This window comes from Sphingomonas sp. GW821-FHT03E12 (assembly GCF_059420685.1).
Genome location: NZ_JBWKUF010000004.1, coordinates 611202 through 623451, shown reverse-complemented (window position 1 = coordinate 623451; position 12250 = coordinate 611202). Strand labels below are relative to the sequence as shown.

15 protein-coding genes are annotated in these 12250 nt (G+C 66.5%); 8 read left to right on the top strand and 7 right to left on the bottom strand.

Annotation, left to right across the window (positions count from 1 at the left end; all coding sequences use genetic code 11):
* Positions 1–38: 38 nt before the first annotated feature.
* The gene (locus AC07TU_RS16225) at positions 39–413 is read right to left on the bottom strand and encodes a DUF1244 domain-containing protein (protein ID WP_495188946.1); all 375 of its coding nucleotides are present in this window, start codon (positions 411–413) and stop codon (positions 39–41) included.
* A gap of 172 nt (positions 414–585) precedes the next feature.
* Between AC07TU_RS16225 and pyk the strand changes: the two genes are divergently transcribed.
* The gene (pyk, locus tag AC07TU_RS16220) at positions 586–2037 is read left to right on the top strand and encodes a pyruvate kinase (protein WP_495188945.1); all 1452 of its coding nucleotides are present in this window, start codon (positions 586–588) and stop codon (positions 2035–2037) included.
* 159 nt (positions 2038–2196) lie between these two features.
* On the opposite strand, the gene AC07TU_RS16215 is transcribed toward pyk, so the two are convergent.
* Together AC07TU_RS16215 and ykgO are read right to left on the bottom strand one after the other, a co-directional pair.
* On the bottom strand, positions 2197–2814 hold the full coding sequence (locus AC07TU_RS16215; protein ID WP_495188944.1) for an HAD family hydrolase: 618 nt from the start codon (positions 2812–2814) through the stop codon (positions 2197–2199).
* A gap of 8 nt (positions 2815–2822) precedes the next feature.
* Positions 2823–2948, bottom strand: a complete 126-nt coding sequence (gene ykgO / locus AC07TU_RS16210) for a type B 50S ribosomal protein L36 (RefSeq protein WP_066575973.1) — start codon at positions 2946–2948, stop codon at positions 2823–2825.
* Between the two features lie 204 nt (positions 2949–3152).
* Between ykgO and AC07TU_RS16205 the strand changes: the two genes are divergently transcribed.
* The 7 genes from AC07TU_RS16205 to AC07TU_RS16175 all read left to right on the top strand — a co-directional run bounded on the left by AC07TU_RS16205 (position 3153) and on the right by AC07TU_RS16175 (position 8498).
* On the top strand, positions 3153–3749 hold the full coding sequence (locus tag AC07TU_RS16205; RefSeq protein ID WP_495188943.1) for a DUF4136 domain-containing protein: 597 nt from the start codon (positions 3153–3155) through the stop codon (positions 3747–3749).
* 27 nt (positions 3750–3776) lie between these two features.
* Positions 3777–4895, top strand: a complete 1119-nt coding sequence (locus tag AC07TU_RS16200) for a M14 family metallopeptidase (RefSeq protein ID WP_495188942.1) — start codon at positions 3777–3779, stop codon at positions 4893–4895.
* A 3-nt stretch (positions 4896–4898) separates the two neighbouring features.
* The gene (locus AC07TU_RS16195) at positions 4899–5921 is read left to right on the top strand and encodes a hypothetical protein (protein WP_495188941.1); all 1023 of its coding nucleotides are present in this window, start codon (positions 4899–4901) and stop codon (positions 5919–5921) included.
* A 56-nt stretch (positions 5922–5977) separates the two neighbouring features.
* Complete coding sequence (locus AC07TU_RS16190; RefSeq protein WP_495188940.1) at positions 5978–6730, top strand: energy transducer TonB; 753 nt, start codon at positions 5978–5980, stop codon at positions 6728–6730.
* Entirely contained in the window at positions 6727–7191 is a 465-nt protein-coding gene (locus AC07TU_RS16185) for a GNAT family N-acetyltransferase (protein WP_495188939.1), read from the top strand. The genes AC07TU_RS16190 and AC07TU_RS16185 overlap by 4 nt, the downstream gene beginning before the upstream one ends.
* A 34-nt stretch (positions 7192–7225) precedes the next feature.
* Positions 7226–7783 carry a TIGR00645 family protein gene (locus tag AC07TU_RS16180; RefSeq protein WP_495188938.1) on the top strand — a complete coding sequence of 186 codons (558 nt, stop codon included), beginning with the start codon at positions 7226–7228 and terminating at the stop codon, positions 7781–7783.
* Between the two features lie 88 nt (positions 7784–7871).
* On the top strand, positions 7872–8498 hold the full coding sequence (locus AC07TU_RS16175) for a hypothetical protein (protein ID WP_495188937.1): 627 nt from the start codon (positions 7872–7874) through the stop codon (positions 8496–8498).
* 166 nt (positions 8499–8664) lie between these two features.
* Here the strand turns inward: AC07TU_RS16175 and AC07TU_RS16170 are convergent, their stop codons facing one another.
* From AC07TU_RS16170 to AC07TU_RS16155, 4 genes are all read right to left on the bottom strand, one after another.
* Positions 8665–8925 carry a DUF1467 family protein gene (locus AC07TU_RS16170; protein WP_495188936.1) on the bottom strand — a complete coding sequence of 87 codons (261 nt, stop codon included), beginning with the start codon at positions 8923–8925 and terminating at the stop codon, positions 8665–8667.
* Positions 8926–8929: 4 nt separating this feature from the next.
* The gene (locus tag AC07TU_RS16165; protein WP_495188935.1) at positions 8930–10570 is read right to left on the bottom strand and encodes a ribonuclease J; all 1641 of its coding nucleotides are present in this window, start codon (positions 10568–10570) and stop codon (positions 8930–8932) included.
* A gap of 192 nt (positions 10571–10762) precedes the next feature.
* Entirely contained in the window at positions 10763–11533 is a 771-nt protein-coding gene (locus tag AC07TU_RS16160) for a type III pantothenate kinase (RefSeq protein WP_495188934.1), read from the bottom strand.
* 13 nt (positions 11534–11546) lie between these two features.
* The gene (locus tag AC07TU_RS16155) at positions 11547–12245 is read right to left on the bottom strand and encodes a biotin--[acetyl-CoA-carboxylase] ligase (protein WP_495188933.1); all 699 of its coding nucleotides are present in this window, start codon (positions 12243–12245) and stop codon (positions 11547–11549) included.
* Between the last annotated feature and the right edge of the window lie 5 nt (positions 12246–12250).

The window sequence follows — 12250 nt, the reverse complement described above, 5'->3', positions numbered from 1 at the left end:
GGGGAAGCAGGGACTTAGCGTCCCATGTCAGCGCCGGGTCAGCGCCCCGGATCGGTCATCGAGGGCGGATCGCTGGCCGGGAAGCTGTCGTCCAGCGCATCGTCCAGCTCCGCCTCGCGCCGGTTTCGGGCGATGCTCGCCTCCATCCGCGCGATCTGCTCGGGCGTGGCGTCCTTCTGATGCAGCGCTTTCCAGTCGGCATAGGGCATGCCGTAGATCGCCTGACGCGCACTGTCCTTGTTGAGCTGGCCGCGGCTTTCTTCCTCCAGCCAGTCGGCAAGGCAGTTGCGGCAAAAGCCCGCAAGGCCCATCAGTTCGATATTCTCGGCGTCGGTGCGGTGACGGAGGTGGCGGACGAGGCGGCGAAAGGCTTCAGCGGCGATTCGATCGTCGATACGGTCCAACGTTGTCATTGTTTCGCCTCCACGGTTGTATCGTCCGCATTTGCCGTTAGGGAACGGCCCGCACAAGCCCGTGTTGCGACGATCCGATCACGGGATCGCGAGCCCGGGAAGGCGAACGATTTCGATCCAGCAGCCGGCGGAACCCCCTCCGCCCCCGAAATCGAGTGAGGAGACAAGAACGATGTCGAAGGCGATCCATCCGCGTTCGCGCAAGGTGCGCATCCTGGCGACGCTCGGCCCTGCGAGCAATTCGCCCGAGATGATCGCCGCGCTTCACGCCGCGGGCGCCGACGCCTTCCGCATCAACATGAGCCATGGCGACCAGGCATCGAAGGTACCGGTGATCGCGGCGATCCGCGAACTGGAGAAGACCACCGGGCGCCCGTCGACGATCCTGGCCGACCTTCAAGGGCCGAAGCTGCGCGTCGGCAAGTTCGCCGAGGGCAAGGTGCTGCTGGAAACCGGTGCCACCTTCCGCCTCGACCGCGACGCCGCGCTGGGCGATGCGACCCGGGTCGAGCTGCCCCACCGCGAGATCTTCGAAGCGGTGACCGAAGGCGCGCGTTTGTTGCTCGACGACGGCAAGATGGTGCTGCGCGTCACCGGCTATGGCGCCGGCTGGATCGACACGCGGGTCGAGGTCGGCGGCGTCCTGTCCAACTCCAAGGGCCTCAATGTCCCCGACATGATCCTGCCGCTGGCGGCGCTGACCGAGAAGGATCGCAGCGACCTGGCGTTCGCGGTCGAGCAGAAGGTCGACTGGATCGCCCTTTCCTTCGTCCAGCGGCCCGAGGATCTGGCCGAGGCGCGGCGCCTGATCGGCGGCGGCGCGGCGCTGCTCGCCAAGATCGAGAAGCCGAGCGCGGTGACCCGGCTGGAAGAGATTGTCGAGGCGTGCGACGGCGTGATGGTCGCCCGCGGCGACCTGGGCGTCGAACTGCCGCCGCAGAATGTGCCGCCGATGCAGAAGCGCATCGTCGAGACCGCGCGGCGCCTGGGCCGCCCGGTGATCGTCGCGACCCAGATGCTCGAATCGATGATCACCTCGCCCTCCCCGACCCGCGCCGAAGTCTCCGACGTCGCGACCGCGGTGTATGACGGCGCCGACGCGATCATGCTCTCCGCCGAGAGCGCCGCGGGCCAGTGGCCGGTCGAATCGGTGACGATGATGGACGCGATCGCCGATTCGGTGGAGCGCGACCCGGCGCATGGCGACCGCGTCCACTTCACCGTTACCCGCCCCGACCCGACCACCGCCGATGCGCTGGCCGAAGCGGCCAAGTCGATCGCGGCGACGGTGTCGGCGAGCGCGATCATCTGCTTCACCATGTCCGGTTCGACCGCGCGCCGCATCGCGCGCGAGCGGCCGTCGGTGCCGATCCTGGTGCTGACCCCCAAGCTTGAGACCGCGCGGCGCATGGGCCTGCTCTGGGGCACGCATGCCGTCCACACCAAGGACGTCGATTCGTTTGAGGACATGGTCGCCAAGGCCAAGCGCATGGCGCTGCGCCAGGGCATCGCCAAGGCCGGCGACCGCGTGATCGTATGCGCGGGCGTTCCGTTCGGCACGCCGGGTTCGACGAACGTGCTGCACGTCGTGCGCATCCTTGGCGACGAGCTGAAGGGGCGCTGAGGCCGGTTCAGGCTCTGCGGAAATCCGTCACCCCGGCCTTGCGCCGGGGGCCACGGTGCCTCATCGTTCGATCTTACGACCTATTGTCCATGACTCGCCTCCCCGTGGATCCCGGCACAAGGCCGGGATGACGGGTGGACTAAAGCGTAATGGATGGATTCAGGCGGCCGGCAGGCCGGCGTCCGCCAGTTCGCGGCGGGTGGACTCCACGTCCTTGAAATGCACCGAGCGGATGCCGAGCGCACGCGCGGCCAGCACGTTCGCCTCATTGTCGTCGATGAACACCGCCTCGTGCGGCTCGAGCCCGAAGCGGGCGAGCGAGAGGTGGTAGATCGCGGGATCGGGCTTCACCAGCTTCTCGTCGCCCGAGACGACGATGTCGCGGAAACGGTCGAACAGCCCGGTCCATTCGGCGCGGAAGGGCGGGAAGAATTCGTGGCTGAAATTGGTGATCGCGAACAGCGGCACACCCGCCGAATCGAGATCTGCGACCAGGTCGTGCATGCCCGGCACAGGCCCGCCGATGCTTTCGTTGAAGCGCGGCCCCCAGGCGCCGATCAGCTCCGCGTGCTGCGGATGCAGCGCGGTCAGCTCCGCCGAGGTGTCGGCAAAGTCGCGGCCCTCATCGTGCTGGAAATGCCATTCCAGCGTGAGAACATCGTCCAGAAACGCCGCGAGCGCCTGATCGTCGCCGATCAAGCGCTCGTAGAGAAAACGCGGATGCCAGGTGAAAAGGACGTTGCCGATATCGAAGATAACGGCGCGGGCCTCTCCCATGGCCGGCTTCAGCCCTGGCGGGCCTTGAAGCGACGCTGCGTCTTGTTGATGACATAGACGCGGCCGCGACGGCGGATCACGCGGTTGTCACGGTGGCGTCCCTTGAGCGACTTCAGGCTGTTCACGATCTTCATGACCGGTCTCTACTATCTCGAATTGTGTGGCTGGTGCCGGAAAGAGGGGCTCGCCTAGAGGCCGATGCCCGGGAAGTCAAGGCAAGCAGGGCAGAATCCCGCGATAATCAGCGGGTCAAAGGGCTTGGCAGAGGAACCCGCGCGGGCGTAACGATGTTGACCGCGTTAGGCCGTTCGTTGCGGACGGCAGGAGGAGTATATCCGATGAAGACCCGCGTCCTGATCGCCGTCACCGCCATGGCCGCACTGGCGGCGGGTTGCTCCACCACCGGCGGCGGACGCCCCGGACCGGTCGATGTGACGCGCTATCATCTGTCGCAGCCGATTCCCGCAGGCACGTTCGCCGTTCAGCCCAAGGACAGCGTCGCGGGCCCCGAATTCCAGCTCTATGCCGGCGCGGTCGCCGCGGAGATGGGACGGATGGGCTTCGAGCCTGCCGCGAGCGGTGCACGCGCGGACTATGTCGCCACGGTGGACTTCACCCGCACCGATCGCGGTCAGGTGCGTACGCGCCCGCCGGTGACGATCGGGATTGGCGGCGGCAGCTTCGGCGGCAATGTCGGCGTGGGCGGCGGCGTGAGCACCGGCATCGGCGGCAAGACGCGTACCGTCTATGGCGTCGAGCTCTCGGTCCAGCTGCGCCGCCATGGCGACAATACCGTGGTGTGGGAAGGCAAGGCGGTCACCGAGACGCTGAGCGGCGCGCCCGACGCGCAGCCGGGCGACGGCGCCGCGCGTCTGGCCGCAGCCTTGTTCAAGGGGTTCCCCGGCCAGTCGGGCATCACTATCACGGTGAAGTGACCCCCTCCTCCAGCCTGTAACGGTGACATGACCATCCAGATCAACGCCGCGTTCGACAGCGGCAACATCCGCCTGCTCGACATCGACGGGGATACCGTCAACCTCGAGATCGTTCCGGACCATCTTTCGGAATTCTACCAGTGGTTCCACTTCCGCGTCGCGGGCGCGCGCGGGCGGCGGCTGACCTTCCGCATCGTCAATGCGGGCGGATCGGCCTATGCGTTCGGCTGGCCGGGCTACAAGGCGCGGGTGAGCACCGATCGCGAGGCATGGCGGATGACCGACGGCGCCTATGCCGACGGGGTGTTCAGCTTCTCCTACCAGTTCGAAAGCGACGTGGCGTGGTTCGCCTATTTCGCGCCCTATTCGATGGAGCGCCACGCCGACCTGATCGCGCGCATGGCCGCGCAGCCGGGCGTGACCCATCGCGAGATCGGCCAGACGCTCGACGGCCGTGCGCTCGACCTGCTGACCTTGGGCGAAGGCCCGAAGCAGGTGTGGCTCTATGCCCGCCAGCATCCCGGCGAATCGATGGCCGAATGGTGGATGGAAGGCGCGCTGGAGAAGCTGACCGACGCGAACGACGCGTCGGCCCAGGCGCTGCGGGCCAAGGCGACCTTCCACATCGTCCCCAACATGAACCCGGACGGCAGCTTCCGCGGGCATCTGCGCACCAATGCGGCGGGGGTGAACCTCAACCGCGAATGGCATTCGCCGACGCCGGAGAAGAGCCCCGAGGTCCTGCACGTCCGCAACGCGATGGACGCGACGGGGGTGGACTTCGCGATGGACGTGCATGGCGACGAGGCGATCCCGGCCAATTTCATCGCCGGGTTCGACGGCATCCCGAGTTGGACCGACGCGCTCGGCGCGAAGTATGACGAGTTTGGCAAGCGGCTGGCCGCGGCGACCCCGCTGTTCCAGCTCGAAAAGGGCTATGAGAAGTCCGCACCGGGGCAGGCGAACCTGTCGATGTCGACCAACCAGCTCGCCGAGCGCTTCGGCGCGGTGTCGATGACGCTGGAGATGCCGTTCAAGGACCATGACCCCAGCCCCGACGCCGAGTTCGGCTGGTCGCCCGAGCGCTGCAAGGCGCTGGCACATGCGTGCCTGGATACGCTGGCGGGCTTCATCGACGAGGTTTAGGCGATGACCGGGGGGTATGCTTTACTATGGGCCGCGATGCTGGCGGGTGGCGAGACGACGGAGCCCAAGGGTCCCGCCGTCGTGTTCGACACGGTCGCGCCTGACGGGAATGACGGGCTTGTCCGCGCTCCGATCCCGGCGACCCCGATGCGCGACTGGGTGCGCCCGGACGACCTCCCGGGCGTTCCCGAGCAGATCACCCACCGCCTGAACATTGCGGTGGCGGTAGACGGCCGGATCGCGACATGCACGCCGGAAGCCGAAACACCACTGGTTCTGGCGGCCTGCAAACAATTGCGTGACCGCGGAAAGTTTCAGCCAGCGCTGGATCGCAATGGACGGGCCGTCGCCGCGACGGTCCGGACAGACCTTACCTATAGGCCCGACCCGTTTCCGGTACTCTATGCCCCGCCCCCCTTTCCGAACGCCCCGCGGTACGCGCTGGACGAAAAACTCCTGAATCCTGGGAAGCGCTTACGGCTTGTCAGCGAGCCGGTCTGGCCGGAGTTCCCGCGCGATGCGTCGAAGCGGGACACCGAGATGGTTGCCGTCGTCTATGCGTTCGAGAAGCCGTTCGCGGGCAAGAAATATCCCTGTAGCGTCATCATATCCAGCGGAGACAAAGCCCTGGATGACGCCAGCTGCCGGGGCTTGGAGCAAGCGAGCTACGAGCGGGAGAGCAGCGGCTACTCCGGAACGGCGACGCTGATGGTCCGCTGGACGCAAGGCAAGGCCGAGGTGATCCGGCCTTCGCGTGCGGCGGGGACCGATCTGTCCATCGATGGCAGTGTACCGCGGCCGAATCTGACGTTCCCGCCCGGGCTGGTGCCAGGGAAGGCGCGCCTCACCTTCGCGGCCGACGGATCCCGAGTCCGGTGCAGGGTCGAGGAGAGCACGGGAATCGACAGCTTCGACTTGGCGGCTTGCCTGCATCTGGAAACCATCCGCTATCATCCGGCGGTCGATGTTTTCGGGCGCCAGCGCGAAGTGACGATCACGGTACCGATCCCAACACAAGCGCCTTGAAAGTCCAACTCGGAGGCGAGGATATGACAATGCGAGGGGGAACAATCTTGTTCGCCATGGCGGCCATTCTGCCTGCTACGACATCGGCGCAGGACGCGCGCACGCGGATGCTGGGCGAGGAATGGGTCGGCGCGGACGGCAACCGGCGGATCGCGTCGGCCGGGGTCTGGATCGACCGGAAGGACGCGGCCGAACCCGAACTGATCCGCAGGCTGGAGATCGACTGGCGCGCCTTCCCCTATCAGAAGGGCCCCTTTCCCGTCCCGCTCGGCGAGGCCGATGCACGCTGGGACATCCCTGCCATACTCGACATCGATGATGTCGGCGTGCCGCGTGATTGCCGGATCGATCCGGCAATCAGAGAAACCGCCTATCGCGACCATAGCTGCCCGTTTCTGCTGAAGTATCTGCGATTCCATCCGGCATTGACCCGCGCCGGCAGCCATGTGGGAGGCACGGTCAGAGTCTGGGTCAAATATACGGCCGGCCGGATCGGCAGCGCCGCGCCCATCGCGGTCATACCCGAGCGTGGATTGCCCATCGCAACGCCGCTCAAGCCGATCGACGCGGCAGCGGTCGGCTTTTCGCGCAGTGACGCTCTGCCGCGTTATGTGGGCGGCGTGGGCGGAAAGCTGCTCGTACAACCAGACGGATCGGTGAGCGCCTGCACACTCACCAACCCGACACAGGACGACCGGTTCGACGTGGCGGTTTGCGAACGGCTGAGCGCCTGGCAGTTCGCACCTGCGAAGGATCACCGGCGCAACCCGATCGTCGGAGAGTATCAATTCAGCGTGGAGCGCCCATGATCATCCACGAAGGCCGCCTCGACGATCCGCAGGTGATCGCGCTGTTGGAGGTTCATGCCGGTGGGATGCTCGCCAACTCGCCGCCGGGGACGACGCACTTCCTCGACCTGTCGAAGCTGAAGACGCCCGACATCACCTTCCTGTCGGCCTGGGAGGGCGAGACATTGCTGGGGATCGGCGCGGTCAAGCAGCTCGACGGCGAGAGCGGCGAGATCAAGTCGATGCGGACCGCGGAGATGGCGCTGGGACGCGGCGTGGGAACGGCGATCCTGCGGCACATCATCGGGCTGGCCGGGCAGCGGAACTACACAGCGCTCAAGCTCGAGACCGGTACCGGGGAAGCGTTCGATGCGGCGCATGCGCTCTATGCGCGGCACGGCTTCATCCCCTGCCCGCCCTTCGCCGACTACGAAGCGACCGACTTCAACCGCTTCTTCGCGCTGGACCTGCAACCGGCTTGATCGCAGCGGGCGGCTTCCCCTATTGCACCGCACCATGGCCAATCCGCTGATTCCGCCCTCGGGCGATACCCCTGCCCGCCTGAAACCCCTGCCGATGCTGATCTTCAGTTCGCGCTGGCTTCAGCTGCCGCTCTATGTCGGCCTGATCGTCGCGCAGTGTGTGTACGTGTTCCTGTTCCTCAAGGAACTGGTGCATCTGGTGATGCACGCCTGGGAGTTCACCGAGCAGCAGATCATGCTCGTGGTGCTGGGCCTGATCGACGTGGTGATGATCTCCAACCTGCTCGTCATGGTGATCGTCGGCGGGTACGAGACCTTCGTGTCGCGGCTGGGTCTGCACAATCATCCCGACCAGCCCGAATGGCTGAGCCACGTCAACGCGGGCGTCCTGAAGGTCAAGCTGGCGATGGCGATCATCGGCATCTCGTCGATCCACCTGCTGCGCACCTTTATCGAGGCGGGCGCGATCGGCACCCCGACCGGCCGCGTCACCGAGACCGGTGTGATGTGGCAGACGATCATCCACATGGCCTTCATTGCATCCGCGATCGGCATCGCCTGGGTCGACCGGATGACCCAGACCAAGCACTGAACCGCCTCCTAATCGCGCATTAGGGATAGATGTTGGGGGGCGATTGACGCCCGCGCGCTATCTGCCCGGTGAACCATCGGGGGTAGCGATGAAGGAAATCATGTTCGGCGGGGCCGCGATCGCGCTGGCGACGGGCGCCTATTTCCATGGCCCGCTGAAGTCGGGCGAAACCTACGACAAGACGCCGTTCGAGGTGTATCGCGCGGTCGAATCGAGCCCACTCCCCTCGCTGTTCAGCAAGATGGTGTACAACCAGCGCGGCGGCACCGTGACCCGCGGCGGCGAACCCGAAAAGTCGATGATCTGGTATTTCCACGCCAACGGAAAGCAGGTCGCGAAATACACGGTCAACATCTCCCCGGCGGGCGAGAGCAAGTCACGCGTGCTCACCAGTTTCGAGATGAGCCCCGACGCCGAAGCGGCGCTGGGCAAGGGCGTCGCGATCTCGGGCGCTGATCAGTACAAGGTGATCGGCCGTGTATCGATGAACGAACAGATCGACTCGCGCCTCGACAAGCGTCCGTTCGACTATTCGAAGGTGTCGGAGGCGATGTCCGCCTATGTCCTCACCAACATGGGCAAGATCCAGGGCGAGGCGCTGAAATCGATGGATGAGGCGGCCGAGAACTTCAAGAAGATGGACGCCCAGCGGGACTATCAGCGCGCGCAGGCCGAGAACCGCAAATACACACCGGGCGAACCGATGACGCGCTGAGGGGTGAGCCCCCTTTCACCGCAGCCCGTCACCCCGGCCTTGTGCCGGGGTCCACTTGTCCGCGCGCAATGGCCTAGAGCCCCATGCCGCACCGCCTGCCGCGCGGTGGATCCCGGCACAAGGCCGGGATGACGGATCGGGAACAGGCTGGCGGAGGGCTGGCGCCTCAATTCCAGTAATCGAGCATGTCGGCGGTGATCCAGCCGCTGACATAGTTGAGGTAGAAGAGCACGAAGAGCACCGTCGCAACCGCGGTGGTGCGCAAGGCGATCTTCACGCCCGGGAAATGCTGCGGCGCGCTTTCGGCCTGGCCCCTCACCAGCGGTTCCCCCGCCTCCACGCTGGTGCGCGTATGGAAGGGCAGCACCAGGAACAGCGCCAGGAACCAGAACAGGAAATAGATCGCCAGCGCGCTGGGCCAACTCATTGCCTTAGACCTCGATCAGCAGGACATCGACGACCGGCTTCTTGCCGGTCCATTTGACCGCCACGCGGCGGGTGGCGAGGCGGACCGCCTCGCGCAGCCTGTCGCGGTCGCCGCCCTTGAAGCCAGACACCGCCTTCGCGGCCGCGTCCGCGGCTTCCTCGAGGAAGGGTTCGCGATCCTCCTCGACCGGGACGCCCTGGATCCGCACCTCAGGGGTGGCGGCGAGCTTTCCGCTCGTCTTGATCGCGACCGCGACCGACATCTGGCCATAGAGGCCGAGCTTGCGGCGCTCGTTGATCGTTCCGCCGTCCGCAGGCAGGATCACGTCGCCGTCGAGGACGAGGCGGCCCGCCGGGACATGCCCGAGCTTCTCCGGACCGTCCGGGGCCAGACGAACGATCTCGCCATTGCGCTGGACCACGGCGCGCGGAACACCCTGCCCCAGCCCGAACCGCGCCTGTTCGGCCATGTGGCGCATCTCGCCATGGACGGGGACGAGGATTTCGGGGCGGATCCAGCGGTACATCTCGGCGAGCTCGGGCCGGCCGGGATGGCCCGAGACATGGACGAAGGCCTGACGGTCAGTGACCATCTCCACGCCCTTGTCCGCCAGCGCGTTCATGATCCGGCCGATCGCAAGCTCGTTGCCCGGGATCTGCTTGGACGAGAAGATGACGCGATCGCCCCGGTCGAGCTTGAGCGCGTGCGTATCCTCGGCGATGCGGGCGAGCGCAGCGCGCGGTTCGCCCTGCCCGCCGGTCGCGACGATCATCACCTTGTCGCGCGGCAGCGTCATCGCGGTGTCGAAATCGACCGTCTCGGGGAAATCACGCAGATAGCCGGTAGCCTTTGCCACGCGCAGGATGCGGTCGAGCGAGCGGCCGGCGACACACATCGCACGACCGGTGTCGCGCGCGGCCTCGCCCAGCGTCTGGAGGCGCGCGGCGTTGGAGGCAAAGGTGGTGACGAGGACGCGGCCCTTGGCGCCCGCGATGACCTTGTCGAGGCCCTCGCGAACCTCCTGCTCAGAACCCGAGGCTTCGGGATTGAAGACATTGGTCGAATCGCAGACGAGCGCGAGGATGCCGTCGTCGCCGATCTGGGTGAGTTCCTCGGCGGTCGAGGGCGAGCCCATCACGGGCGTGTCGTCGATCTTCCAGTCGCCGGTGTGGAAGACGCGGCCATAGGGCGTGTCGATCAGGACCGCATTGCCCTCAGGGATCGAGTGCGCCAGCGGGACGTAGCGGATGCCGAACGGGCCGAGCTCGAAATTCTCGTCTTCGCGGACGACGTTGAGCTCGACGCGGTCGGCGATGCCCTCCTCGTCGAGCTTGCCGTGGATCAGGCCCGCGGTGAACGGCGTCGCATAGAGCGGCACGCCGAGATCCCCGGCGAGATAGGGCAAGGCGCCGATATGATCTTCATGCCCGTGGGTCAGCACAATGCCGAGCAGGTCGTCGAGCCGTTCCTCGATGAACTGGAGGTCGGGCAGGATCAGGTCGATGCCCGGATAGTCGGGATTGCCGAAGATCACCCCGCAATCGACCATGATCCACTTGCCGCGGCAGCCATAGAGATTGACGTTCATGCCGATCTCGCCGGAGCCGCCGAGCGCGAGGAAGAGAAGTTCGTTGCCGGGGGTCATCTGGTCTTTCGTTATCTCAAACTGCCGGCGCATGCCGCATGGGCACCGCCATCCGTTCCTTGTCCGTCACCCCGGCCTTGAGCCGGGGTCCACCGGGAGGCCAGCGATGCGCGAGAGGCTATAGGTCAGCGCGTAAGGACAAGTGGACCCCGGCACAAGGCCGGGGTGACGATTGTGGGGGATGTATAGGGACTAGGCGCGCTGGCGTTCCCACAGGATCGCGAGCCCCTGAATGGTCAGATCGGGCTCGATCACGTCGAACGCGTCGGTGTGCTTCTCGAACAGCACCGCGAGGCCGCCGGTGGCGATGACCTTTACCGGGCGGCCGATCTGCGCCTTCACGCGGGCCAGCAGCCCCTCGATCATCGCGATATAGCCCCAGTAGATGCCGATATGCATCTGGTCCGCAGTGTTGAGGCCGATGACGCTGGTGGTCTTGGGCGCCTCGATCGCGACGCGGGGGAGCTTCGCCGCGGCGCTGACCAGCGCGTCGAGCGAGAGGTTGATGCCCGGGGCGATGATCCCGCCCTTGTACGCGCCCTCATAGTCCGCGACCTCGAACGTCGTCGCGGTGCCGAAATCGATGACGATCAAGTCGCCGGGATGCTTGTCGTGCGCGGCGATGATGTTGAGCGCGCGGTCGGCGCCCATGCTCTGCGGCTCCTCGACATCGAGGCGGATCGGCCAGCCATCCTTGCCCGCGATCACCGCATCGGTCTTGAAATATTTGCTCGCCAGCACCTGGAGGTTGTGGAGCGCGCGCGGGACGACCGTGCCGAGGATCACCCCGGTGACGTCGCTGCGTTCGAACCCCTCGAGCGCCAGCAGCTGGCTAAGCCATACGGCATATTCGTCGGCGGTGCGGCGCGGATCGGTGGCGATACGCCACCGCGCCTTGATCTCGCGGCCTTCAAGCAGCGCGAAGACGACATTGGTGTTGCCGGCGTCGATGGCGAGCAGCATCCGGGAACCCCCTCTAAATCAGGAACACGTCGCCGGCGTGAATGACACGCCGTTCGCCCGCAGCCAAGCGCAGGATGAGCGCACCGTCGCCGGTGAGACCGTCGAACAGGCCGTCAATCGCCTCGCCATCGGGTAAACGCGCGGTGAGCGCGGTGCCGGGAGCATGGGCGCGGTCGAGCCAGCGCAGGCGGACGGGATCGAGACCTTCCTGTCGCCAACGGGACAGCCAGCGGCCGAAACTCTCGGCGAGGACGTCGAGGAAAATGGCGGGATCGGCCGGGGCGCCCTGCGCGGCCAGGTTGGTGGTCGGGCGATCGGGCAGGTCGGGATGGTGGGCGAGGTTGACGCCGATGCCGATGACGATCGCGTCACCGGTGCGTTCGAGCAGGATGCCGGAGAGCTTGGCGCCGGCGATCAGCAGGTCGTTGGGCCATTTGATCGTCGCCCCGGCGGGCAGAAAGACGCGGACGGCCTCTTCCAGCGCGACCGCGGCGACCAGCGCCAGTGTGGCCGCAGGCGGGTCGGCGGGGCGCAGGCGGATGAGCGTGCTGGCGTAGAGATTGCCGGCGGGCGAGTCCCACGGCCGGCCCTGACGCCCCTTGCCGCCGGTCTGACGCTCGGCCCGGAGCCAGCTGCCCTCACCCGCGCCCGCCGAGGCGAGCGCGAGCATGTCGGCATTGGTCGAACCGGTCTGCGCGACCGTGCGGATCAAGCCCG